This window comes from Streptomyces sp. NPDC003720 (genome assembly GCF_042875075.1).
GTDB lineage: Bacteria > Actinomycetota > Actinomycetes > Streptomycetales > Streptomycetaceae > Streptomyces.
This window is the reverse complement of sequence record NZ_JBIANZ010000004.1, coordinates 585,129-607,592: the sequence shown is the minus strand read 5'-3', so window position 1 is coordinate 607,592 and position 22,464 is coordinate 585,129. Positions and strand designations below refer to the sequence as shown.

The window sequence follows — 22,464 nt, the reverse complement described above, 5'->3', positions numbered from 1 at the left end:
GCGGCCTCCGCCGCGGGCCCCGGCCGGCTCGGTTCACCGGCCACCGCCCGGCACGGCGAAGGCCCCCGGGGCGGACACCGCCGGGGGCCTTCGGACCGGACGGGGCCTCAGAGGGCCTCGGTCACCTCGGGCTTCTGGGGACCGCCCTTGAGCGGCACCTCCTTCACGAAGAGCGCCGCGACCAGCACGACGACCGCGATCACCGAGCCCAGCAGGAACGCCGAGTGCGTACCGGAGGACACCGCGTGCTGGTAGGCCTCCCGGGCCTGCACCGGCAGCTTGGCCAGGCTCGCCGCGTCGAGCTGCGCCGACTTCTCGGTCATCTTGGAGCCCAGCGCGCCGGCCTTCTCCGCCATGACGTCCTGCACCCGGTGGTTGAACAGCGCGCCCATGACGGCCACACCGAAGGAGGAGCCGAGCGTACGGAACAGGGTCGTGGAGGAGGACGCCACGCCCATGTCCTTCATCTCCACGCTGTTCTGCGCCACCAGCATGGTGATCTGCATCAGGCAGCCCATGCCCGCGCCCAGCACGGCCATGTAGAGACCGGAGGTCAGCCGCGTGGTGCCGGTGTCCATCAGCGACAGCAGGTACAGCCCGACGATCATCAGCACACCGCCGACGATCGGGAAGACCTTGTAGCGGCCGCTGTTGGTGGTGACCCGGCCGGCCACCATCGAGGTCACCAGCATCGCGCCGAGCATCGGCAGGAGCAGCAGACCGGAGTTGGTCGCGGACGCGCCCTGGACCGCCTGCTGGTACAGCGGCAGGAAGAGGGTGGCGCCGAACATCACGAAGCCGGTGATGAAGCCGATGACCGACATCAGGGTGAAGTTGCCGCTGCGGAAGATGTGCAGCGGCAGCACCGGCTCGGCGGCCCTGGTCTGCCAGAACACGAACCCGACCAGCGCGGCCACGCCGATGCCGATCAGCTCCATGATCCGCGCGGAGGTCCAGGCGTACTCGGTGCCGCCCCAGGTGGTGACGAGCACGATGGAGGTGATGCCGACGGTCAGCAGCAGGACGCCGAGGTAGTCGATGCCCGCCTTGGACCGCTTCTTCGGCAGGTGCAGCACCGCGCTGACCAGCGCGAGCGCGACGGCGCCGAGCGGCAGGTTGATGTAGAAGGACCAGCGCCAGCCCCAGTTGTCGGTGATGGTGCCGCCGACCAGCGGGCCGCCGATCATCGCCAGCGCCATGACGCCGGCCATCATGCCCTGGTACTTGCCGCGCTCCCGCGGCGGGATCAGGTCGCCGATGATCGCCATGACGCCGACCATCAGACCGCCGGCGCCGAGGCCCTGCACGGCGCGGAAGCCGATCAGCTGGCCCATGTCCTGGGCCATGCCGCTGAGCGCGGAGCCGATCAGGAAGATCACGATGGAGCTGAGGAAGGTGGCCTTGCGGCCGAACATGTCACCGAGCTTGCCCCAGATCGGGGTCGCCGCCGCGGTCGCCAGCGTGTAGCCGGTCACCACCCAGGACAGGTGCTCGAGGCCGCCGAGCTCACCGACGATCGTCGGCATCGCGGTGCCCACGATCATGTTGTCGAGCATCGCGAGCATCATCGCGATCATGAGCGCGAGCAGCACCACCCGCACGCTCTTGGGCTGCTTCTCCTGCGATTTCCCCGGTTGCCCGGGCTGTTTCCGGTCCGCCGCGACCGCTTGTGTGTCCGCCATCTCTCCCACTCCCCCCGGCGGCCCCTTACTTGCCGCCCGGCTAGTTCACTACAGTGGGGGAAGGTAGACCCGTCACTAGCCGGTCGTCAAGTAAGTTTTGCGGGAGCGCGAGGAGTACGAGGATGGGCGTCACCATGGACGGCACCAAGCAGCAGCGCCGCGGCAACACCCGCCAGCGCATCCAGGACGTGGCGCTCGAACTCTTCGTCGAGCAGGGCTACGAGAAGACCTCCCTGCGCGAGATCGCCGAGCGTCTCGGCGTCACGAAGGCGGCCCTCTACTACCACTTCAAGACGAAGGAAGAGATCATCGTCAGCCTCTTCGAGGATCTGACGCAGCCGATCGAGGACCTGATCGAGTGGGGCCGCAGCCGGCCGCACACGCTGGAGACCAAGCAGGAGATCGTGCGGCGCTACAGCCAGGCGCTGGCCGGAGCGGAACCGCTCTTCCGGTTCATGCAGGAGAACCAGGCGACGGTGCGGGAGCTGCGCATCGGCGAGTCCTTCAAGGACCGGATGACCAGCCTCAGGGACATCATCATCGACCCCGAGGCCCAACTCGTCGACCAGGTCCGCTGCGTGAGCGCGCTGTTCACGCTGCACGCGGGGATGTTCGTGATGCGGGACCTGGAAGGCGACTTCGAGAAGAAGCGCGCGGCCGTCCTCGAAGTCGCCGTGGATCTCGTCACGCAGGCGCATCAAGGCGCCCACGGGGAGCGGTAGATCAGACCTTCAGGCCGTGGGCCTTCAGGAAGTCCACCGGGTTGACCGCGGAACCGTAGTTCGGGGTGGTCCGGATCTCGAAGTGCAGGTGCGGGCCGGTGGAGTTGCCGGTGCTGCCCGAAAGGGCTATGTGCTGACCGGTCTTGACGGCCTGGCCGATCTTCACGTCGATCCGGGAAAGGTGCGCGTACTGCGAGTACGTGCCGTTGTCGTGCTTGATGACGACGGCGTTGCCGTAGGCGGGGCCGTCACCGGCGCCGTTGGGGCCGGCCTTGACCACGGTGCCGCCGTGCACGGCGAGAACCTCGGTGCCGGTCGGGACGGCGAAGTCCTGACCGCTGTGCTTGTGCGCCCAGTGGCTGCCGTCCTGCATGAAGCTGGCGGACAGCGTGTACTTCTTCACCGGGTCGACCCAGGAGGCGGCCGACGGGGTGGCCGCGCTCGCGACCCCGGTCCCCACCACGGCCGTGGCACCGATGCCGGCAGCCAGGACGGCCACGCGGGTGCGGAGCGAGGACGTACGCGAAGAACGGGACGTGAAGCGCTGGAACATCGAAACTCCGTGGACTAGGGAACGTAGGGGCCGTGCGGCGTACAGGCGTTCGCCGCTTCGGCCATTCATTGGTAACCCACCACCTCAGTCCGCCACAAAGCCCTTTTTCTACGGCGGTACGTAGTAGAGGGCAGCAAAACATCCCACTTCTTGACAGACCCTGACCCTTCGGACACCACCCCCTCTGAGCTGCGATTTCTTTGCCGCACGAGCGTGGGAATGTCCCGTTTTGCACCGATAGCACATGTCACTAATCCGGTTAGTACAGGGCATTTCCCCTGTGCGGCTTGTCACCGCGCCGGGACCCGTGGAGGCCCCTGAATGTGACGTGCGCTACTCGCTTGCCGGGTGCGGAAGTTGGCGGTCCGGGGCGAATCCGGAAGCCGACGCTCCGTCAGCCGGCCCTCTCCGGCCCGCGAAATGTGACGCAGACCCCTGTACGACTACCGTTCAGTAACCCTACGGTTCCTCTCGCGCCATCCTCAGCACTGATCATGCCCCTGACAGTCCACCGTTCTGGCCGTTCAGTACGGACGTGAGAGGACCCCCACCGATGACCAGACGCCCCTGGGCGCGCCGTATATCCGTCACCGCCGTCTCCGTGGCCGCGCTCGCCGCGCTGGCCGCCCCCGCCGAAGCGGCCGGTACGGCCGCCGGCACGGGCGGCACCGCCGCCGCCTCCGCAACGGCCGCCAAGGCCGACTACGCCACCTGGCAGAAGGACTGCCAGGCGGTCATGGACCAGGCCCTGCCCTACCTGAAGGACCGCATCGCCGCCGCCAGGCCGGGCGAGAAGCAGGCGATCGTCTTCGACGTCGACAACACCACCCTGGAGACCGACTTCGGCTTCAGTTTCCCGCAGCCCGCCAACAAGCCGGTGCTGAACGTCGCCGAGTACGCCCAGGAGCACGGCGTCTCGCTCTTCTTCGTCACCGCCCGCCCGGGCATCATCGAGGCGCCCACGAAGTGGAACCTCGAGCACGACGGCTACGAGGTCTCGGGGCTGCGCGTCCGCGGCCTGCTCGACCTCTTCAAGGACGTGGCCGCCTACAAGACCGCCCAGCGCGCCGACATCGAGAAGCGGGGCTACACGATCGTCGCGAACATCGGCAACAGCGCCACGGACCTCTCGGGCGGCCACGCCGAGAAGACGTACAAGCTGCCGGACTACGACGGCCAGCTGTCCTGACGGACGAGTGACGGACGACGCGAAAGGGGCTGCCCCGGGACCGAAGTCCCGGGGCAGCCCCTTTCGTCCATCGTGACCCCGGAGGGGTTACGCGTCCTTGCTCAGGTTCGGACCGGCGCCGCCGGCCGCCTGCTCGATCGGCGGGACGTCGGGCAGCGCCGACTTCTCCTCGCCGCGGAAGGTGAAGGTCTGGGACTCGCCCTCGCCCTCGGTGTCCACGACCACGATGTGACCGGGGCGCAGCTCGCCGAAGAGGATCTTCTCCGAGAGCGTGTCCTCGATCTCGCGCTGGATCGTGCGGCGCAGCGGCCGGGCGCCCAGCACCGGGTCGTAACCCTTCTTGGACAGCAGCTCCTTGGCGGTCTGGGAGAGCTCGATGCCCATGTCCCGGTCCTTCAGGCGCTCGTCCACCTTGCTGATCATCAGGTCGACGATCCGCAGGATGTCCTCCTGCGTGAGCTGCGGGAAGACGACCACGTCGTCGACGCGGTTGAGGAACTCGGGGCGGAAGTGCTGCTTGAGCTCGTCCGACACCTTGTTCTTCATGCGCTCGTAGTTGGACTTCGTGTCGCCCTGGGCCGCGAAGCCCAGGTTGAAGCCCTTGGAGATGTCCCGGGTGCCGAGGTTGGTCGTCATGATGATGACCGTGTTCTTGAAGTCCACGACCCGGCCCTGGGAGTCGGTCAGACGACCGTCCTCCAGGATCTGCAGCAGCGAGTTGAAGATGTCCGGGTGGGCCTTCTCCACCTCGTCGAACAGGACGACGGAGAACGGCTTGCGGCGGACCTTCTCGGTCAGCTGGCCGCCCTCTTCGTAGCCCACGTAGCCGGGGGGCGAACCGAACAGACGCGACACCGTGTGCTTCTCGCTGAACTCCGACATGTCGAGGGAGATCAGCGCGTCCTCGTCACCGAAGAGGAACTCGGCGAGGGCCTTGGACAGCTCGGTCTTACCGACACCGGACGGGCCGGCGAAGATGAACGAACCACCCGGGCGCTTCGGGTCCTTCAGACCGGCGCGCGTACGGCGGATCGCCTTGGACAGCGCCTTGACGGCGTCGACCTGGCCGATGACCCGCTTGTGGAGCTCGTCCTCCATGCGGAGCAGACGCGAGGACTCCTCCTCGGTCAGCTTGAAGACCGGGATGCCGGTGGCGGTCGCGAGGACCTCGGCGATCAGCTCGCCGTCGACCTCCGCGACGACGTCCATGTCGCCGGCCTTCCACTCCTTCTCCCGCTTGGCCTTGGCGGCCAGGAGCTGCTTCTCCTTGTCGCGCAGGGACGCGGCCTTCTCGAAGTCCTGCGAGTCGATCGCGGACTCCTTGTCCCGGCGGACGCCGGCGATCTTCTCGTCGAACTCGCGCAGGTCCGGCGGAGCGGTCATCCGGCGGATGCGCATCCGGGAGCCGGCCTCGTCGATCAGGTCGATCGCCTTGTCCGGCAGGAAGCGGTCCGAGATGTAGCGGTCGGCCAGGGTGGCCGCCTGCACCAGCGCCTCGTCCGTGATGGAGACACGGTGGTGGGCCTCGTACCGGTCACGCAGACCCTTGAGGATCTCGATCGTGTGCGGCAGGGACGGCTCGGCGACCTGGATGGGCTGGAAGCGGCGCTCGAGGGCCGCGTCCTTCTCCAGGTGCTTGCGGTACTCGTCCAGCGTGGTGGCGCCGATGGTCTGCAGCTCACCGCGGGCCAGCATCGGCTTCAGGATGGAGGCCGCGTCGATGGCGCCCTCGGCGGCGCCCGCACCGACCAGCGTGTGCAGCTCGTCGATGAACAGGATGATGTCGCCGCGGGTGCGGATCTCCTTGAGCACCTTCTTCAGGCGCTCCTCGAAGTCACCGCGGTAGCGGGAGCCGGCGACCAGCGCACCGAGGTCCAGGGTGTAGAGGTGCTTGTCCTTGAGGGTCTCGGGCACCTCGCCCTTGACGATGGCCTGGGCGAGGCCCTCGACGACGGCGGTCTTGCCGACGCCGGGCTCACCGATCAGCACCGGGTTGTTCTTGGTACGGCGGGACAGCACCTGCATGACCCGCTCGATCTCCTTCTCGCGCCCGATGACCGGGTCGAGCTTGGACTCACGAGCGGCCTGGGTGAGGTTCCGGCCGAACTGGTCGAGGACCAGGGACGTCGAGGGGGTGCCCTCGGCAGGGCCGCCGGCGGTGGCGGTCTCCTTGCCCTGGTAACCGGAGAGCAGCTGGATCACCTGCTGCCGCACCCGGTTGAGGTCTGCGCCCAGCTTGACCAGGACCTGGGCGGCGACGCCCTCGCCCTCACGGATCAGGCCGAGCAGGATGTGCTCCGTGCCGATGTAGTTGTGGCCCAGCTGAAGGGCTTCGCGGAGCGACAGCTCCAGGACCTTCTTGGCACGGGGAGTGAAGGGGATGTGACCGGACGGGGCCTGCTGGCCCTGACCGATGATCTCCTCCACCTGCTGGCGGACCGCCTCAAGCGAAATGCCGAGGCTCTCCAGGGCCTTAGCGGCGACACCTTCGCCCTCGTGGATGAGACCCAGGAGGATGTGCTCGGTGCCGATGTAGTTGTGGTTGAGCATCCGGGCTTCTTCCTGAGCCAGGACGACAACCCGCCGCGCGCGGTCGGTGAACCTCTCGAACATCGTTAATCGCTCCTCAGAGCGGTCAGGCAGTGGGGGGAACTTCCCCTCCCTGTCCTTCCGCAGCTTAGTCCCGCAAGCGGGGACCGCTCATTCCAACTGCCGACACCGTCGATGGCCTCCTGACCCCGAACGCCGACATCTGTCCCAACCCGATGGTGCGAGACGATGTTCCCGCAGGCCAGGCAGTTACCCCAGTCGCCAGTACGCCGATGGCGAACGTGAGGCCGTCCGTCCTGCGTGTCGCCCCCTCCCACTAGGCATGTCTTACCCGCTGGGACGGACACTCCATGCCGCGCCCACCGGTTCCCTCCGCTATGGGCGAACAACCTTGCGCCTGCCCGGGCTCCCGAGCGCCCCTTTTCCCCGCACACCGCGCGACGGGCGGAGCGCCCAGCGTAACCAGCGGCCCGGTCCGGCGGTTGCACCCGGCATGGCTGGCTCGGTCCCCATGACCTCATCGGTCCCCCTTCCCCGTCGACCGCTCGATCCGGTGCCGTCCGCCCCGCGGGCGGCCGGGGTGCCGGGCGGCCCGGACACCGGGACCCTGCACTGGTACGAGAACGAGCTGGGCTGGCCGACCGTGCCCGGACGGCCTCCGATGCTGGTCACAGGGGTGCACTTCGACGTCCTGGACGTGCCGGCCGAGGCGGGCGCCCCCGCGCTCCGGCACCTCGGGCCGGGTTCCCCGGTGGCCCTGTGGGGCGAGCGGATGCGGCTGCTGGTGTCCGTGGGCGGCGCGGAGGAGCTGCCGGGGGTGCTGGAGTGGCTGGAGTGGCGCGGGGTCGCGCTGGATCTGCGGGCGCTGGGAGCCGGCGGCCTCATGGAGGCGCCTGCGCGGCCCGGAGAGGCCCGCTCAGGGGCGGCGCTGCCGCCGGGGCGGGGTTCCGCGGCCGGGCACGGCTCCGTTCCCGTGCAGGGGGCCGCCGTGTGGCTGCGGCCCCCCGGGCCGGGGGGTGAGGCCGAGGCCTCGCTGCCGACGATGCCGGCCGTGGGGGGCCCGACAGGCGCCCCCGATCTCGTACGGCTGGTGGAAACGCTGGCGACGCACTGCCACCGCGTCCGGCTGGGACGCGCGAACGCCCGGCCGCCCGCCTGCCGGGGAAATCAGCCGTTGGCCTTCTCGTAGGCCTCGCGAATGGACGCGGGAACACGGCCGCGGTCGTTGACCTCGTAGCCGTTCTCCTTCGCCCAGGCGCGGATCGCCGCCGTGTCCTGGTTGCCACCGGAAGCGGCGCGCGCCTTTCCACGTCCGCCCGCGGCACGGCCTCCGGTACGACGCCCGCCCTTCACATAGGGGTCGAGAAGGCCACGCAGCTTGTCCGCATTGGTGGTCGTGAGATCGATCTCGTACGTCTTGCCGTCCAGTGCGAACGTAACCGTCTCGTCCGCCTCGCCGCCGTCGAGGTCGTCGACAAGAAGGACCTGAACCTTCTGTGCCACCGGATTTCCTTTCATCGATAACGTTGAGGGCCAGGGTGTGTACGGCGCCCGCCGTTTCGCCGCCCCCTGTTAATGCAGTACTGCAGTACGTCGGAAAGCAAACCGCTTTTGCCGGAAAAACACAAACCCCTGGGAGAGACCCGGGGGCCCGCCGCGGTCCGGAAACATGCGCGTTTCGGACATAGGGCACCGAGGCAATGGCGATCACAGATGCAGAAGCATCCGGCTGTTGCCCAAGGTGTTCGGTTTCACTCGTTCGAGACCCAGGAACTCCGCGACGCCCTCGTCATAGGAACGCAACAGCTCCGCGTACACATCGGTGTCGACCGGCGTCTCACCGATCTCCACGAAGCCGTGCTTCTGGAAGAAGTCGACTTCGAAGGTCAGACAGAAAACGCGGCGAACACCGAGCCAGCGCGCGGTCTGCAGCAACTTCTCCAGCAACTGGTGCCCGACTCCGGCGCCCTTGAGGCCCGGCCGCACCGCCAGAGTGCGGACTTCGGCCAGGTCTTCCCACATGACGTGCAGCGCGCCGCAGCCGACCACCTCGGCGTTGTCGTCGCGTTCCGCGACCCAGAACTCCTGGATGTCCTCGTAAAGGGTGACCATGGCTTTGTCGAGCAGGATGCGGTCGCGGACGTAGGCGTCGAGGAGGTGGCGCACGACCGGGACATCGCTGGTCCGGGCCCGGCGGACGGTGATGGCTTTCGCGGGGACTTCGGGACGTTCTGCGGACATGAGCGGACGCTATCGCCCGGAGGTGTCCTCCGCCGCGCCGGGGTTCTGCTCTTCCCGCGCTTCGCGGGGACCCGCGGGTTCCGGCGCTTGAGCGGGTTCCGGCGCTTGTACGGGTTGCGGGGCCGGCGCGGTTTCCGGTCGCTGGACGATGCGCACGGCGTCGCTGAGGGCCTGGCGCTGTTCCTCGCTCATCATCCCGAAGAAGGCGACGAGAGCGGCGGCCGGGTTGTCGCTCTGCGACCAGGCGTCGTTCATCAGCGCGGCGGCGTAGGCGGCGCGGGTGGAGACGGCCTCATATCGATAGGCCCGTCCTTCCGCCTCGCGGCGCACCCAGCCCTTCTGATGGAGATTGTCCAAAACGGTCATCACGGTGGTGTACGCGATGGACCGTTCCTGCTGGAGGTCTTCCAGGACTTCTCGAACGGTCACCGGGCGGTTCCACTTCCACACCCGCGTCATGACCGCGTCTTCGAGTTCTCCCAATGGGCGAGGCACAGCACAGAACAATAGTGGGAGAATCAGCCGAAGGCCCGCCGGACGTGCACTTAGGTCGCCAAGGCATACAAAAAGGGCGCACGCCTCGCAAAGCACCAGGGTGCGCGGAGGCGTACGCCCTGACGGGCCGGGGTCTGCGGGGCGGCTCAGGCCTCGCCGGCGGCGGGGGTCTCGCGACCGCCCTCCACGCGCGCGAGGGCGGCGTCGACGGCCGCGTCCTCCTTGGCCTTGGCGGCCCCGCCCTGGGTCTTCACGATCACCCTGACCACACCGATGAAGAACACGGCCATGACGACCGGGGGCACGAGCGCGGAGACGTAGTCCATGACACCAGGGTAGCCATGCGGGCCGGGACGAAAGGGGCGGGGTGGGCGCGGCGTCTCAGCCCGCGGCGAGCTGGCGCGTCTGCGCCGGGCCCGCGGGCGGCGCGGGCGGCTTGCGCCGCGGGAAGACCTCGCCCGGCGTCGGGACGGGGCGCTTGGGGGCGGGCTCCCCGGCCGGGCGCTCGGGCCGCCCGGGAGGGGCCTGGCCGGGCTTGGGAGCGGGCTTCTGAGCGGGTTTCTCCTGCCCCTCGGCCGCTCGGGCCACTTCGTCCCCCGCGCCGCCCGAGACGGCCAGCAGACGCGTTCTGGCGGGCGGCACGGCGGGCGCCGGCACCTTGCGGGCGCCCTGGGCGAAGCGGGCCCGCACGTCCTGCTCGGCGAGCGACCGGCAGCGCTCCAGCAGGGCGGCGCCCCGAGGGTTCCCGCGCAGCGCCCGCAGAGCGGCCAGATCGTCCGGAACCGGCCGGTACCCGGTCGCCAGCACCTCCTCCAGCAGGGAGAGGTAGCCGGCCGCGGTGCCCGGCAGGGCGGCGCGGTACCGGTCGAGATCGGCCACCAGGAAGGCGCGCAGCCGGGCCGCCTCGCGCATCGCCTCGTCCAGGGACGCGGCGAGCCGGAAGCAGTCCTTGACGTCCTCGGCGGACGCTCGGCCGGGGTGAAGGGCGAGGGCGAGGGCGCGGCGGAGCACACGCAGCTCCTGTGCGCCGAACGCCATGCCGCCGCGGGATCCGTATGGCGTGGGCATGCGGCGACGCTATCGCTAATCGGACAAAAGTGACGGATCGGGCTGTGTGTCGCCGCGTGTCGCCGCCGGGTTTCCCCCGACCGGTGTCACCCGCTCGTGTGAACGGCGGCGACCGGCGCCCCATCGGGCGCCGGTCGGCTCACAGCCGCGAGACGTTCCGCTCGTAGACCAGGCGCAGGCCGATGAGGGTCAGCCAGGGCTGGTGCTCGTCGATCACCGCGGACTCGCCCAGCACCACCGGCGCGAGACCGCCGGTGGCGATCACCGTGACGTCGTCGGGGTCGTCGGCCAGCTCCCGGGCCATCCGGCTCACCACCCCGTCGACCTGCCCGGCGAAGCCGTACACGACGCCCGACTGCATGGCCTCGACGGTGTTCTTGCCGATCACGTTCCGGGGCCGGGCCACCTCGATCTTCCTGAGCTGCGCGGCCCGGATGCCGAGGGCCTCCACCGAGATCTCGATGCCGGGCGCGATGACCCCGCCGACGTACTCCCCGCGCGCGGAGACGGCGTCGAAGGTGGTCGCCGTGCCGAAGTCGACGACGATCGCCGGGCCGCCGTACAGCTCGTTCGCCGCGACCGCGTTGATGATCCGGTCGGCGCCGACCTCCTTGGGGTTGTCGAACTGGATCGGCACCCCGGTCTTCACGCCCGGCTCGACCAGCACCGCCGGCACGTCGCCGTAGTAGCGGCGGGTGACCTCGCGCAGCTCGTGCAGCACGGACGGGACGGTCGCGCAGATGGCGATGCCGTCGATGCCGGCGCCCAGGCCCTCGCCGAGCAGCGGGTGCATGCCCATCAGGCCCTGCAGCAGGACCGCCAGCTCGTCCGCGGTGCGGCGCGCGTCCGTGGAGATGCGCCAGTGCTCGACGATGTCCTCGCCGTCGAACAGCCCGAGCACGGTGTGCGTGTTTCCGACGTCGATCGTGAGCAGCATGGGCGTTACTCCGCCTCGCGCAGGTCCAGGCCGATGTCCAGGATCGGCGAGGAGTGGGTCAGGGCGCCGACGGCCAGGAAGTCCACCCCGGTCTCGGCGTACGCGCGCGCGGTGTCGAGGGTGAGCCGGCCGGAGGCCTCCAGCAGCGCCCGCCCGCCGGCGATGCCGACGGCCTCGGCGCACTCGCCCGGCGTGAAGTTGTCCAGCAGGACCAGGTCGGCGCCCGCCTCCACTACCTCGCGGAGCTGGTGCAGGGTGTCGACCTCGACCTCGATCGGCACCTCCGGGAAGGCCTCCCGCACGGCCTTGAAGGCGGGCGCGACGCCCCCGGCGGCGACCACGTGGTTGTCCTTCACCAGGGCCGCGTCCGAGAGGGACATGCGGTGGTTGACCCCGCCGCCGCAGCGCACGGCGAACTTCTCCAGGGAGCGCAGCCCCGGAGTGGTCTTGCGGGTGTCGCGGACGCGGGCCTTGGTGCCCTCCAGGACGTCCGCCCACGCGCGCGTGGCGGTCGCGATGCCGGACAGCCGGCACAGCAGGTTCAGGGCGCTGCGCTCGGCGGTGAGCAGGTCACGCGTGCGCGTGGTGACCGACAGCAGCCGCTGCCCGGCCTCCACGCGGTCGCCGTCCTCGACGTGCCGCTCTACCTCGAACTCGTCGGTGCAGACCACCGAGAGCACGGCCTCGGCGACCCGCAGGCCCGCCACCACGCCGGCCTCGCGCGCGGTGAAGTCGCCGGTGGCGACCGCGTCCTCGGGGATGGTCGAGTCGGTCGTCACGTCCACCCCGCCGTCCAGGTCCTCCTGGATGGCGACGTTGGCGATGTCCTCGACCTCGACGGGGTCGAGCCCGGCGGCGGCCAGCAGTTCGGCGAGCGCGGGGTCGAGCCCGCACTCCAGGTACTCCTCGTCGCCCTCGGCGCCGCAGGCGCAGCCGTCGCCGCAGCCGCCGGTCGGGGCGAGGGGAAGGTCGTCGGTGCTCACGTGTGTCACTGCTCCTGGGAACGCTGGGGCCGGGTAAGGGGGAAGTCTGCGGTGTCCGTGGTGTGCACGGCCAGCGACCGGTCCGGGCCGAGCCGTACGACGATGTGGCGCCGCCAGTGGGCGTCGTCGCGCTCGGCGCGGTCCTCGCGCCAGTGGCAGCCGCGGGTCTCCTCGCGGCGCAGGGCGGCGGCGACCAGGACCCGGGCCACGCACAGGAGGTTGGTGGCCTCCCAGGTGTCGACACCGGGCTCGGCGGTCTTGCCGTTCTCCCGCAGGGCGTCGCGGGCCTCGCCGTGCAGCCGCTGGAGCTGGTCCGCGGCCCGCTGCAGCGACCGCTCCGAGCGGAGCACGCCGGCGCCCTCGGTCATGATCCGCTGGATGGCGAACCGGGACTCCGGGGCCAGCAGCGGGTGGCCGGGCGTCTCGGGGTGCGCGAGCGTCGCGGGCTCGCGCACGGCCAGGCCGCCTCCCGCCCGGGTCTCGGCGATGTCGGCGGCGATGCGCTCGGCGTAGACGAGGCCTTCGAGCAGGGAGTTGGAGGCGAGGCGGTTGGCGCCGTGCACGCCGGTGCAGGCGACCTCGCCGCACGCGTACAGGCCGGGCACGGTCGTACGGCCCCGGGCGTCGGTGCGGACGCCGCCGGAGGCGTAGTGGGCGGCCGGGGCGACCGGTACGGGCTCCGTCACCGGGTCGATGCCGTTGGCGCGGCAGGCGGCCAGGATGGTCGGGAAGCGGTGCTCCCACATCTCGGCGCCGAAGTGCCGGGCGTCGAGGTACATGTGCTCGGCGTCCTGCTCCTGCATCCGCCGCGTGATGCCCTTGGCGACGATGTCCCGGGGCGCCAGCTCGGCCAGCTCGTGCTGCCCCACCATGAAGCGCACGCCGTCCCCGTCGACCAGGTGGGCGCCCTCGCCGCGCACCGCCTCGGAGACCAGCGGCTGCTGGCCCTCGGCGTCCGCGCCGAGGAACAGCACGGTCGGGTGGAACTGCACGAACTCCAGATCGCTGACCTCCGCGCCCGCGCGCAGCGCCAGCGCCACGCCGTCGCCGGTCGACACCGAGGGGTTGGTGGTCGCGGAGAACACCTGGCCCATGCCGCCGGTCGCCAGGACCACCGCGGGGGCGTGCACCGCGCCCACGCCGTCGTGCTGGCCCTCGCCCATCACGTGCAGGGTGACGCCCGCCGTCCGGCCCTCGGCGTCGGTCAGCAGGTCGAGCACGAGCGCGTTCTCGACGGTGCGCAGGCCACGGGCGCGCACCGCCTCGACCAGGGCCCGGGAGATCTCCGCGCCGGTGGCGTCGCCGCCCGCGTGCGCGATGCGGCGCCGGTGGTGCCCGCCCTCGCGGGTGAGCTCGATGCCGCCCTCGTCGTCGGTGTCGAAGTGGGCGCCGGTGGAGATCAGCCGCCGTACGGCGTCGGGGCCCTCGGTGACGAGGATGCGCACGGCCTCCTCGTCGCACAGGCCGGCGCCCGCCACCAGGGTGTCCTGGAGGTGCTGCTCCGGGGTGTCGCCCTCGCCGAGGGCGGCGGCGATGCCGCCCTGCGCCCAGCGCGTGGAACCGTCGTCGAGGCGTGCCTTGGTGACGACGACGGTCGTCAGGCCCGCGGCCTCGCAGCGCAGCGCAGCGGTCAGCCCGGCCACTCCGGAGCCGACGACGACCACGTCCGCGGAGATGCTCCACCCGGGTGCGGGGGCGTGCAGTCGTATGCCTGTGCTGGTCACGAGGCGGCTCCGAGGGATCCGAAGGTGAGGGGCAGGTTGTCGATCAGCCGGGTGGTGCCGACGCGGGCGGCCACGGCGAGGACGGCCTCGCCGGTGAAGCCGGCGCCGATCTCGGTGAAGTCGGACGGGTCGACCAGGGCGAGGTAGTCCAGCCTCAGCGGCGGGTCGAGGCGGGCGGCCTCGTCCAGCACCTGGTGCACGGCGGCGCGGACGGCCGCCGGGCCGCCGGGCGCGGCGGTGGCGACGGCGTGCGCGTCGGCCGCCGCGCGGGACTCGCCCATGACGCTCAGCGCCTCAGCACGCGCGTGCGTGGAGGGCACCTCGCGTGCCCGGGCGCGCAGCGCCTCCTGTGCGGCGTGCCGGTCCCGGCCGGCGAACAGGGCACGGGACAGCGCGAGGGCGGTGCGGCGTTCGCCGGGCGAGAGGTAGCGGTTGCGGCTGGACAGGGCGAGCCCGTCCTCCTCGCGCACGGTCGGGACGCCGACGATCTCCACGCCGAAGTTCAGGTCGCGCACCATGCGCCGGATCAGGGCCAGTTGCTGGGCGTCCTTCTGGCCGTACAGGGCGACGTCGGGGCGGGTGAGGTGCAGCAGCTTGGCGACGACGGTGAGCATCCCGTCGAAGTGCCCGGGCCGGGAGGCGCCTTCGAGGCGCTCGCCCATGGGGCCCGCGGTGATCCGCACCTGGGGTTCGCCGCCCGGGTACACCTCGTCCACGGCGGGCGCGAACACGGCGTCGGCGCCCGCCTGTTCGGCGAGCTTCAGGTCGGCGTCCAGGGTGCGCGGGTAGCGGTCGAGGTCCTCGCCGGCGCCGAACTGCAGCGGGTTCACGAAGACGGTGACGACGACCTCGCCCTCCGGTCCGGCGATCTCGCGCGCGGTGCGGATCAGCGTGGCGTGGCCCTCGTGCAGCGCTCCCATGGTCATCACGACGGCACGGCGGCCGCGGCGCACGCGCGCGTGCAGCTCTTCGGCGGTGCTGAGCAGGGCGGTGGTCATCAGGCGTTCCCCTCGGTGCCGTTGGTCCCGTTCGTGCCGTCGGCCCCGCCGGCCAGCACGCCGAGCAGGTCCTCGGCGAGCTCCGGCTTCAGCAGGCCGTGGGCGAGCGCCCGGTCGGCGGTCGCGCGGGCCATCGCCAGGTAGCCCGCGACGGCCTGCGGGGAGTGCTTGCGCAGCTCGGCGACATGCGCCGCGACCGTCCCGGCGTCCCCGCGCGCGACGGGGCCGGTGAGCGCGGCGTCGCCGGAGCGCAGCGCGTTGTCCAGGGCGGCGCCGAGCAGCGGGCCGAGCATCCGGTCGGGGGCGGAGACGCCGGCCGTGCGCAGCAGCTCCATGGACTGGGCGACCAGGGTCACCAGGTGGTTGGCGCCGAGGGCGAGGGCCGCGTGGTACAGCGGGCGGTTCTCCTCGCCGATCCACTCGGGCTCGCCGCCCATCTCGATGACCAGGGCCTCGGCGGCCAGCCGCAGCTCCTCGGGCGCGGTGACGCCGAAGGAGCAGCCCGCGAGGCGCTGGACGTCGACGGGGGTGCCGGTGAAGGTCATCGCCGGGTGCAGCGCCAGCGGCAGCGCGCCCGCGCGCAGGGCGGGGTCGAGGACCTTCGCGCCGTACCGGCCGGAGGTGTGCACGAGCAGTTGCCCGGGCCGTACGGCCCCGGTCTCGGCGAGGCCGGCGACCAGGCCGGGCAGGGCGTCGTCGGGGACGGTGAGCAGTACCAGGTCGGCGTGCCGGAGGACCTCGGCGGGCGGCACCAGGGGCACGTCCGGGAGCATCGTCTCGGCCCGTCTGCGGGAGGCGTCGGAGACTCCGGACACGGCCACCGGGCGGTGCCCGGCGAGCTGGAGGGACGCGGCCAGGGCGGGGCCCACGCGTCCGGCGCCGACGACGCCTACGGTGAGCCGCGCGGGGCGGTCCTTGAGGTCTGGCTGGTGGACTGTACTCACGCGACGGTGGCCTTCCCGTTCCAGTCCGCTCTGGGTACCGGACGATTTCTCGTCATGTTAACGCTATCCGGCACGGCGCGGCCGGTCGTCCACAGGCTGTGGGCTTCGCCACGGCGCGGTAACGGGGAAACCCGGCTGCCCCGCCGGGGCCGCGCAGGGCATGATCCCCCGCATGAGCGATACGGCGGAGCAGGGCGGGGAGCGGTCGGCGGCGCAGCGGCTGCGCGAGCGGCGCGGGGTCGCCCAGAGGCAGGCGCGGCGGGTGCTGTCGCGCGCGGGCTGGCGGGGCACGATGCGCGAGCGGCTGGCGCTGCTGCAGGAGGCCGCCCCGGCGGTGTACGACCTGGACGAACCGGCGGACGTCTACGGCGACGGGGTCGTGGCCGCCCTGGAGGAGCGGGTCGCCGCGCTGCTCGGCACGGAGGCCGCCGCGTTCTTCCCGACCGGCACGATGGCCCAGCAGGTCGCCCTGCGCTGCTGGGCGGCCCGCACCGGCGACACCACCGTGGCGCTGCACGGCCTGGCCCACCCCGAGGTGCACGAACGGCACGCGCTCAGCCAGGTGGCCGGCCTGCGTCCGGTGCGGCTGACCAGCGATCCCCGGCTGCCCACGGCCGAGGAGGTCCGCGACTTCCCCGAGCCCTTCGGGGCGCTGATGCTGGAGCTGCCCCTCCGGGACGCCGGTTTCCTGCTGCCCTCCTGGGAGGAGCTGACCGAGATCGTGGCGGCGGCCCGGGAGCGGGACGCGGTGGTGCACTTCGACGGTGCGCGCCTGTGGGAGTCGACCGTCCACTTCGGCCGGCCCCTGGACGAGATAGCCAGCCTCGCGGACAGCGTGTACGTGTCGTTCTACAAGTCCCTCGACGGCTTCGGCGGCGCCGCTCTGGCCGGCCCGAGGTCCCTGGTCGACCAGGCGAGGACCTGGCGGCACCGGTACGGCGGGATGGTCTTCCAGCAGTTCCCGACCGCGCTGTCGGCGCTGGTCGGGCTGGACCGGGAGCTGCCCCGGCTGCCGGAGTACGTGCGCCACGCGCGCGTGGTCGCGGCCGCGCTGCGCGAGGGGTTCGCCGCGGCCGGTCTGCCGTGGGCGCGCGTGCACCCCGAGGTGCCGCACACCCACGAGTTCCAGGTGCTGCTGCCGTACCGGCCCGAGGTGGTGGCCGAGGCGGCGGTACGGCAGGGCGAGGAGACCTCGGTGCTGCTCTTCGCCAACGGCTGGGAGGAGGCCGGGCCGGGCGTCGCGTGCACCGAGGTCACCCTCCGCTCGGCGGGCCTGGAGTGGACCGCGGACGACGTGCGGGCGGCCGTCGCGGACTTCGCGGCCCGGCTGCCGGCGGCGCCGTAAGCGGGGGGGGACGCGGGCGGCGGGCGGCGGGCGGCGGGCGGCGGGCGGCGGGCGGCGGGTCAGTCGAACCGGATGTGCCGCAGGCCCACCCGGGCCTGCCGCAGCCGGGTCCGCACCGGGCCGCCCCGGTGGGGGCGGAGGGTGAGGCCGGCCAGGACGGCGATGCGGTCCGCCGTCCTCGGCACGGTGACGCGGTCCGTCCACAGGTGCTCGGCGAACTCCGGCTCGCGCAGCCGGCTCAGGCAGTGGTCGAGCCGGCTCACCGCCCAGGTCTCCCGGCCCGACCGGGCCTTCCGCCCGCCGGGGAGCCGCAGGAGGCGCCCGAGGCCGCGCTCGCGCAGTCTCCCGAGCACCGTCTCGCGCTCGGCGAGCAGGGTGAAGTGCCGTACGTCGTGGCCGAGTCCGCGCAGACGGCCGACCGTCTCGGCGAAGTGGCCGGGGTCGGTCACCGTCATCGGGGCGATGACCACGCCCCCGTGCCCGGTGAGGGCCAGGTCGAGGACCTCGACGACGCCCTGCCGCCAGGACGCCAGGTCCTGGAAGTCGCCGCGCAGCCCGGGCGGGAGCATGCGGTGCAGGCCGAATCCGACGTGCTCGGGGTCGCAGACGACGCTGCCGGGCAGGCGGCTCTGGATCTCGTACGCGGTCTGCGTCTTGCCGCCCCCGAAGGGGCCGTTGATCCACAGGAGCATGACGGCGACCCTACCGACGCGGGCCGCCCGCCGGGCCCGGTCAGCCGTGACCGCCGGCCCGCACCAGTCCGGTCTCGTACGCCAGCACCACCACCTGCACCCGGTCCCGCAGGCCGAGCTTGGTCAGGATGCGGCCCACATGGGTCTTCACGGTCGCCTCGGACAGCACCAGCCGGGCCGCGATCTCCCCGTTGGACAGGCCCTGCGCGACCAGCACCATGACCTCGCGCTCTCGCTCCGTGAGCCGCTCCAGCTCCTTGTGCTTGGGTGCGCCGGCGCCGGACGGCAGCATCGGCGCGAACCGGTCCAGCAGGCGCCGGGTGGTGGAGGGCGCCACCACCGCGTCCCCGCTGTGCACGGCGCGGATGGCCGTCAGCAGCTCGCCGGGCGGCACGTCCTTGAGCATGAAGCCGGAGGCGCCCGCCTTCAGACCGGAGAAGGCGTACTCGTCCAGGTCGAACGTGGTCAGGATCAGCACCTTCGGCGGGTTGGGCTCGGCGCAGATCCGCCGGGTGGCCTCCACCCCGTCCAGCTTCGGCATGCGGACGTCCATCAGGACCACGTCGACGCCGGTGGAGCGGACCGCCTGGAGGGCCTCGACGCCGTCGCCCGCCTCGGCGACGACCTCCATATCCGGCTGGGCGGCGAGCACCATCCGGAACCCGGTGCGCAGCAGCACCTGGTCGTCCACGAGCATCACGCGGATCGTCATCGGGGTCCTCTTCCAGTCGTCGTCGAAGGTCGTGCGGGGGTCGTGCGAGGTCGGATCAGGGGTCGCGCCCGGGGGCGTGACAGGTGTCAACAGGGGGCGTGCGGCGTCGTCAGTGCGCCGGTTTGAGCGGCAGCAGCGCGCTGATGCGGAAGCCTCCACCAGGACGCGGTCCGGCGTCCAGGGTGCCGCCGACCATGCCGACCCGCTCCCGCATGCCGATCAGGCCGTGCCCCTGCCCGTCGGCGCCGCCCTCCTCGTACAGCTCGTGCGGGGCGCCCTTGCCGTCGTCCTCGACGAGCAGGCCGAGCCCGTCGTCGAAGTAGACGAGGCGCACGCTCGCGCCCGCGTTGGGCCCGCCGTGCTTGCGGGTGTTGGTGAGCGCCTCCTGCACGATGCGGTACGCGGTCAGCTCCACGCCGCTGGGCAGCGGGCGCGGGGTGCCCTCGACCTTGAAGTCGACCGGCAGGCCCGAGGTGCGGCACTGCTCGACGAGGTCGTCGATCTGGTCGACGTCCGGCTGCGGGACGTACTCCCCCGTCTCCTGGTGCTCGCCGGTGCGCAGCACGCCCAGCAGGCGGCGCATCTCGGCGAGGGCCTGCCGGCCGGTGGAGGAGATGGTCTCCAGGGCCTTCTTCGCCTGGTCGGGGGCGGCGTCGAGGACGTAGGCGGCGCCGTCGGCCTGCACCACCATCACCGACACGTTGTGCGCGACGACGTCGTGCAGCTCGCGCGCGATCCGGGCGCGCTCGGCGGCGACCGCGACCTTGGACTGCGCCTCGCGCTCCCGCTCCAGCCGGGCGGCGCGCTCCTCGAGCTGGGCGAAGTAGGCGCGGCGGGTGCGCATGGAGTCGCCGAGCACCCAGGCCAGGGCGAACGGCACCGTCTGGAACGCCGCGATCGCCACCTGGCCGAGCAGGCCCGTGTGCGGGGCGGGCCAGCGGATCTGGGCCAGGGTCGCCGCGAACAGAGTGACGGTGAGAGCGAGCCGGGAGGCCCAGCGCGCGCCCATCGTCGCGACCGTGTAGGTGATCGCCAGCATCGCGAAGTCGGCGACGGTCGACTCGATGTCCAGGACCAGCTGCGCCAGTCCGGTGGCGAGGGCCAGCAGCAGCATCGGCTCGGGATAACGGCGGCGCAGCGCCACGACCAGGCACAGCACGGCGGACACCGCCAGCCCTCCGGCGACCGGCATGTGGTGCCCCGGCGCCCTGCTGAGACTCACCACGCTCACACCGGAGAGCCCGAACAGGACGACGGCCCAGAAGCTGTCGACCCACGTCGGGTGCCTGCGGAGAAAGTCATAGAGGCGCTGCACGTAACCCAGAGTAGGGAAATGAAATGAGTGCACGGGTCAACCGGAGGGCCGATCCCCGGGAGGCCCGCGTACTCCGCAAGGTGGAGGAAGTGATCACCTGTGCGCCTAGTCTGTCCCGGTGACGGACGAGGCGGCGGCGCGCAGCGGGCGCGAGGGACGCGGGTGGCGGCAGGCGGCCCAGGAGGCGCTGTACGGGCGGGACGGCTTCTACCGGCGGCCCGAGGGCCCGGCCGGGCACTTCCGTACGTCGGTGCACGCCTCCCCGCTGTTCGCGCGCGCCGTGGCCCGGCTGCTGTGCCGGGTCGACGAGGCGCTCGGCCGGCCGGCCGCCCTGGACTTCGTCGACATGGGGGCGGGACGCGGTGAGCTGGTCACCGCCGTGCTCGCGGCGCTGCCGGCCGGCGTGGCCGCACGCGCGCGCGGGTACGCCGTCGAGCTCGCCGCACGCCCCGCGGGGCTGGACGAGCGGATCGCCTGGCTGAGCGAGCCCCCGGAGCGCGTCACCGGGCTGCTGTTCGCCAACGAGTGGCTGGACAACGTGCCGGTGGACGTCGCCGAGGTGGACCCGGCGGGCGTGCCCCGGCTGGTGCTCGTCGCGGCGGACGGCACGGAACGGCTCGGGGAGCCGGTGTCGGGGGCGGACGCGGACTGGCTGGCCCGGTGGTGGCCGCTGCCCTGCGAGCAGGGCCTGCGCGCGGAGATCGGACGGCCCAGGGACACGGCCTGGGCGGCCGCGGTGGACCGGGTGGAGCGGGGGCTCGCGGTGGCCGTGGACTACGCGCACACCGCCGGCGCGCGCCCGCCGTTCGGGACCCTCACCGGGTTCCGGGCGGGGCGCGAGACGGCGCCCGTGCCGGACGGCTCCTGCGACATCACGGCGCATGTCGCGCTGGACGCGTGCGCGGCGGCGCGCGCGGAGGTCTCACCGCCCGCGCGGCTGCTCACGCAACGCGACGCCCTGCACGCCCTGGACCTCACCGGCGCGCGCCCCCCGCTCACGCTGGCCGCCACGGACCCGGCGGCCTACGTGCGCGCCCTGGCGAGCGCCGGGGAGGCCGCCGAACTGACCGCCCCGGACGGACTCGGCGGCTTCGGCTGGCTGCTCCAGCCGGTCGGCGTCCCGGACCCGCTCGCCTGAGCCGCGCGCGCCACCCGGGGGCTACTTGTCGATGTCGCCCACCACGAAGAACATCGATCCGAGGATCGCCACCATGTCGGCCACCAGCGTCCCCGGAAGCAGTTCGGTCAGCGCCTGGATGTTGTTGTACGACGCCGAGCGCAGCTTCATCCGGTACGGGGTCTTCTCACCCTTGCTGACCAGGTAGTAGCCGTTGATGCCGAGCGGGTTCTCGGTCCACGCGTAGGTGTGCCCCTCGGGCGCCTTCAGCACCTTGGGCAGCCGCTGGTTGACCGGCCCCGGCGGCAGTCCGGCCAGCCGGTCCAGGCAGGCGTCGGCGAGGTCCAGCGCGTTGTGGGTCTGCTCCAGCAGGCACTCGAAGCGGGCCAGGCAGTCGCCCTCGTCCCGGGTGACGACCTTCAGGACGTCCTGCAGGTCGCCGTACGCCAGGTAGGGCTCGTCGCGGCGCAGGTCGAAGTCGACACCGGAGGCGCGCGCGATGGGACCGCTCACGCCGTAGGCGTGCACGGCCTCCGGTGAGAGCTCCCCCACGCCCCTGGTGCGTCCCCGGAAGATCTCGTTGCCGAGCACCAGGTCGTCGAAGACGTCCATGCGGGAGCGCACGGCGGCGACGGCGGCACGCGCGCGTGCGGTCCATCCGGCCGGCAGGTCCTCCTTGAGGCCGCCGACGCGGTTGAACATGTAGTGCATGCGCCCGCCGGAGACCTCCTCCATCACGTTCTGGAGCACCTCGCGCTCCCGGAACGCGTAGAACACCGGGGTGATCCCGCCCAGCTCCAGCGGGTACGACCCGAGGAACATCAGGTGGTTGAGCACCCGGTTCAGCTCGGCGAGCAGCGTCCGCGTCCACACGGCGCGCTCGGGGACCTCCATGCCGAGCATCCGCTCCACGGCGAGGACCACGCCCAGCTCGTTGGAGAACGCCGACAGCCAGTCGTGGCGGTTGGCGAGCATGATGATCTGCCGGTAGTCGCGCGCCTCGAAGAGCTTCTCCGCACCCCGGTGCATGTAGCCGATCACCGGCTCCGCGTGCTGGATGCGCTCGCCGTCCAGCACCAGCTTGAGCCGCAGCACGCCGTGCGTGGACGGATGCTGGGGGCCGATGTTGAGCACCATGTCGGTGCTCTCGGCGGCGCCGCCGACGCCGACCGTGGTCTCCGTCGCAGTCATGGACCC

At 71.9% G+C, this 22,464-nt stretch carries 21 protein-coding genes and 1 pseudogene; 5 read left to right on the top strand and 17 right to left on the bottom strand.

Annotated features, from left to right (window positions below):
• Positions 1 to 107: 107 nt before the first annotated feature.
• A complete protein-coding gene (locus ACFYU0_RS14520; RefSeq protein WP_351667246.1) occupies positions 108 to 1,682 on the bottom strand; it encodes an MDR family MFS transporter in 1,575 nt (524 codons plus the stop codon).
• A 122-nt stretch (positions 1,683 to 1,804) separates the two neighbouring features.
• Between ACFYU0_RS14520 and ACFYU0_RS14515 the strand changes: the two genes are divergently transcribed.
• Positions 1,805 to 2,404 (top strand): TetR/AcrR family transcriptional regulator, encoded by a 600-nt coding sequence (locus tag ACFYU0_RS14515; RefSeq protein WP_389300842.1) that lies wholly within the window; start codon positions 1,805 to 1,807, stop codon positions 2,402 to 2,404.
• 1 nt (position 2,405) lies between these two features.
• Here the strand turns inward: ACFYU0_RS14515 and ACFYU0_RS14510 are convergent, their stop codons facing one another.
• Positions 2,406 to 2,957, bottom strand: coding sequence for a M23 family metallopeptidase (locus tag ACFYU0_RS14510; RefSeq protein WP_351667250.1), 552 nt, complete (start codon positions 2,955 to 2,957; stop codon positions 2,406 to 2,408).
• A gap of 553 nt (positions 2,958 to 3,510) precedes the next feature.
• On the opposite strand from ACFYU0_RS14510, the gene ACFYU0_RS14505 reads away from it, so the two are divergent.
• Positions 3,511 to 4,146 carry an HAD family acid phosphatase gene (locus ACFYU0_RS14505; protein ID WP_389300840.1) on the top strand — a complete coding sequence of 212 codons (636 nt, stop codon included), beginning with the start codon at positions 3,511 to 3,513 and terminating at the stop codon, positions 4,144 to 4,146.
• Positions 4,147 to 4,233: 87 nt separating this feature from the next.
• On the opposite strand, the gene ACFYU0_RS14500 is transcribed toward ACFYU0_RS14505, so the two are convergent.
• Positions 4,234 to 6,759, bottom strand: a complete 2,526-nt coding sequence (locus ACFYU0_RS14500) for an ATP-dependent Clp protease ATP-binding subunit (protein WP_351667254.1) — start codon at positions 6,757 to 6,759, stop codon at positions 4,234 to 4,236.
• Between the two features lie 430 nt (positions 6,760 to 7,189).
• On the opposite strand from ACFYU0_RS14500, the gene ACFYU0_RS14495 reads away from it, so the two are divergent.
• A complete protein-coding gene (locus ACFYU0_RS14495) occupies positions 7,190 to 7,885 on the top strand; it encodes an SCO3374 family protein (RefSeq protein ID WP_389300839.1) in 696 nt (231 codons plus the stop codon).
• Here the strand turns inward: ACFYU0_RS14495 and ACFYU0_RS14490 are convergent.
• The 10 genes and pseudogenes from ACFYU0_RS14490 to ACFYU0_RS14445 all read right to left on the bottom strand — a co-directional run bounded on the left by ACFYU0_RS14490 (position 7,864) and on the right by ACFYU0_RS14445 (position 16,086).
• A complete protein-coding gene (locus ACFYU0_RS14490) occupies positions 7,864 to 8,199 on the bottom strand; it encodes an Lsr2 family protein (RefSeq protein ID WP_199211446.1) in 336 nt (111 codons plus the stop codon). The genes ACFYU0_RS14495 and ACFYU0_RS14490 overlap by 22 nt on opposite strands.
• 204 nt (positions 8,200 to 8,403) lie before the next feature.
• Positions 8,404 to 8,937, bottom strand: a complete 534-nt coding sequence (locus tag ACFYU0_RS14485; protein WP_351667258.1) for an amino-acid N-acetyltransferase — start codon at positions 8,935 to 8,937, stop codon at positions 8,404 to 8,406.
• A 9-nt stretch (positions 8,938 to 8,946) separates the two neighbouring features.
• Complete coding sequence (locus ACFYU0_RS14480) at positions 8,947 to 9,396, bottom strand: BlaI/MecI/CopY family transcriptional regulator (protein WP_389300917.1); 450 nt, start codon at positions 9,394 to 9,396, stop codon at positions 8,947 to 8,949.
• Between the two features lie 182 nt (positions 9,397 to 9,578).
• Positions 9,579 to 9,758, bottom strand: a complete 180-nt coding sequence (locus tag ACFYU0_RS14475) for a hypothetical protein (protein WP_351667260.1) — start codon at positions 9,756 to 9,758, stop codon at positions 9,579 to 9,581.
• A 55-nt stretch (positions 9,759 to 9,813) separates the two neighbouring features.
• Complete coding sequence (locus ACFYU0_RS14470; RefSeq protein ID WP_389300915.1) at positions 9,814 to 10,470, bottom strand: hypothetical protein; 657 nt, start codon at positions 10,468 to 10,470, stop codon at positions 9,814 to 9,816.
• A gap of 169 nt (positions 10,471 to 10,639) precedes the next feature.
• Positions 10,640 to 11,437: a type III pantothenate kinase gene (locus ACFYU0_RS14465; protein WP_351667262.1), complete on the bottom strand. Its 798-nt coding sequence runs from the start codon at positions 11,435 to 11,437 to the stop codon at positions 10,640 to 10,642.
• A 5-nt stretch (positions 11,438 to 11,442) separates the two neighbouring features.
• Positions 11,443 to 12,420 (bottom strand): carboxylating nicotinate-nucleotide diphosphorylase, encoded by a 978-nt coding sequence (gene nadC / locus ACFYU0_RS14460; protein WP_351667264.1) that lies wholly within the window; start codon positions 12,418 to 12,420, stop codon positions 11,443 to 11,445.
• A gap of 5 nt (positions 12,421 to 12,425) precedes the next feature.
• Positions 12,426 to 14,144, bottom strand: coding sequence for an L-aspartate oxidase (locus ACFYU0_RS14455; protein ID WP_389300834.1), 1,719 nt, complete (start codon positions 14,142 to 14,144; stop codon positions 12,426 to 12,428).
• Positions 14,141 to 15,142 (bottom strand): annotated as a pseudogene (gene panC, locus ACFYU0_RS14450) (pantoate--beta-alanine ligase); the annotation flags it as partial. The gene ACFYU0_RS14455 and the pseudogene panC, both read right to left, overlap by 4 nt.
• Positions 15,142 to 16,086, bottom strand: a complete 945-nt coding sequence (locus tag ACFYU0_RS14445) for a Rossmann-like and DUF2520 domain-containing protein (RefSeq protein WP_389300832.1) — start codon at positions 16,084 to 16,086, stop codon at positions 15,142 to 15,144. The gene ACFYU0_RS14445 and the pseudogene panC, both read right to left, overlap by 1 nt.
• Before the next feature lie 172 nt (positions 16,087 to 16,258).
• Between ACFYU0_RS14445 and ACFYU0_RS14440 the strand changes: the two genes are divergently transcribed.
• Positions 16,259 to 17,431 (top strand): threonine aldolase family protein, encoded by a 1,173-nt coding sequence (locus tag ACFYU0_RS14440; RefSeq protein WP_389300830.1) that lies wholly within the window; start codon positions 16,259 to 16,261, stop codon positions 17,429 to 17,431.
• Between the two features lie 59 nt (positions 17,432 to 17,490).
• Here the strand turns inward: ACFYU0_RS14440 and ACFYU0_RS14435 are convergent, their stop codons facing one another.
• The 3 genes from ACFYU0_RS14435 to ACFYU0_RS14425 all read right to left on the bottom strand — a co-directional run bounded on the left by ACFYU0_RS14435 (position 17,491) and on the right by ACFYU0_RS14425 (position 20,150).
• A complete protein-coding gene (locus tag ACFYU0_RS14435; protein ID WP_389300827.1) occupies positions 17,491 to 18,123 on the bottom strand; it encodes an ATP-binding protein in 633 nt (210 codons plus the stop codon).
• A 40-nt stretch (positions 18,124 to 18,163) separates the two neighbouring features.
• On the bottom strand, positions 18,164 to 18,835 hold the full coding sequence (locus ACFYU0_RS14430; RefSeq protein ID WP_351667275.1) for a response regulator transcription factor: 672 nt from the start codon (positions 18,833 to 18,835) through the stop codon (positions 18,164 to 18,166).
• Positions 18,836 to 18,944: 109 nt separating this feature from the next.
• Positions 18,945 to 20,150 (bottom strand): sensor histidine kinase, encoded by a 1,206-nt coding sequence (locus ACFYU0_RS14425; RefSeq protein WP_351667277.1) that lies wholly within the window; start codon positions 20,148 to 20,150, stop codon positions 18,945 to 18,947.
• Between the two features lie 118 nt (positions 20,151 to 20,268).
• On the opposite strand from ACFYU0_RS14425, the gene ACFYU0_RS14420 reads away from it, so the two are divergent.
• The gene (locus ACFYU0_RS14420) at positions 20,269 to 21,288 is read left to right on the top strand and encodes an SAM-dependent methyltransferase (protein ID WP_351667279.1); all 1,020 of its coding nucleotides are present in this window, start codon (positions 20,269 to 20,271) and stop codon (positions 21,286 to 21,288) included.
• A gap of 21 nt (positions 21,289 to 21,309) precedes the next feature.
• Here ACFYU0_RS14420 and ACFYU0_RS14415 read toward each other — a convergent pair whose 3' ends face one another.
• Positions 21,310 to 22,458, bottom strand: coding sequence for an NADH-quinone oxidoreductase subunit D (locus tag ACFYU0_RS14415; protein WP_389300824.1), 1,149 nt, complete (start codon positions 22,456 to 22,458; stop codon positions 21,310 to 21,312).
• Positions 22,459 to 22,464 lie beyond the last annotated feature (6 nt).

Excerpts from the sequence above, each read along its gene's own strand:
- ACFYU0_RS14430 (WP_351667275.1), bottom strand. The coding sequence starts at position 18,835 with ATGACGATCCGCGTGATGCTCGTGGACGACCAGGTGCTGCTGCGCACC.
- ACFYU0_RS14465 (WP_351667262.1), bottom strand. The coding sequence starts at position 11,437 with ATGCTGCTCACGATCGACGTCGGAAACACGCACACCGTGCTCGGGCTG.
- ACFYU0_RS14475 (WP_351667260.1), bottom strand. The coding sequence starts at position 9,758 with ATGGACTACGTCTCCGCGCTCGTGCCCCCGGTCGTCATGGCCGTGTTC.
- ACFYU0_RS14495 (WP_389300839.1), top strand. The coding sequence starts at position 7,190 with ATGGCTGGCTCGGTCCCCATGACCTCATCGGTCCCCCTTCCCCGTCGA.
- ACFYU0_RS14435 (WP_389300827.1), bottom strand. The coding sequence starts at position 18,123 with ATGCTCCTGTGGATCAACGGCCCCTTCGGGGGCGGCAAGACGCAGACC.
- ACFYU0_RS14480 (WP_389300917.1), bottom strand. The coding sequence starts at position 9,396 with ATGACGCGGGTGTGGAAGTGGAACCGCCCGGTGACCGTTCGAGAAGTC.
- ACFYU0_RS14415 (WP_389300824.1), bottom strand. The coding sequence starts at position 22,458 with ATGACTGCGACGGAGACCACGGTCGGCGTCGGCGGCGCCGCCGAGAGC.
- ACFYU0_RS14440 (WP_389300830.1), top strand. The coding sequence starts at position 16,259 with ATGAGCGATACGGCGGAGCAGGGCGGGGAGCGGTCGGCGGCGCAGCGG.
- ACFYU0_RS14520 (WP_351667246.1), bottom strand. The coding sequence starts at position 1,682 with ATGGCGGACACACAAGCGGTCGCGGCGGACCGGAAACAGCCCGGGCAA.
- ACFYU0_RS14515 (WP_389300842.1), top strand. The coding sequence starts at position 1,805 with ATGGGCGTCACCATGGACGGCACCAAGCAGCAGCGCCGCGGCAACACC.
- ACFYU0_RS14470 (WP_389300915.1), bottom strand. The coding sequence starts at position 10,470 with ATGGCGTTCGGCGCACAGGAGCTGCGTGTGCTCCGCCGCGCCCTCGCC.
- ACFYU0_RS14485 (WP_351667258.1), bottom strand. The coding sequence starts at position 8,937 with ATGTCCGCAGAACGTCCCGAAGTCCCCGCGAAAGCCATCACCGTCCGC.
- ACFYU0_RS14510 (WP_351667250.1), bottom strand. The coding sequence starts at position 2,957 with ATGTTCCAGCGCTTCACGTCCCGTTCTTCGCGTACGTCCTCGCTCCGC.
- ACFYU0_RS14505 (WP_389300840.1), top strand. The coding sequence starts at position 3,511 with ATGACCAGACGCCCCTGGGCGCGCCGTATATCCGTCACCGCCGTCTCC.
- ACFYU0_RS14500 (WP_351667254.1), bottom strand. The coding sequence starts at position 6,759 with ATGTTCGAGAGGTTCACCGACCGCGCGCGGCGGGTTGTCGTCCTGGCT.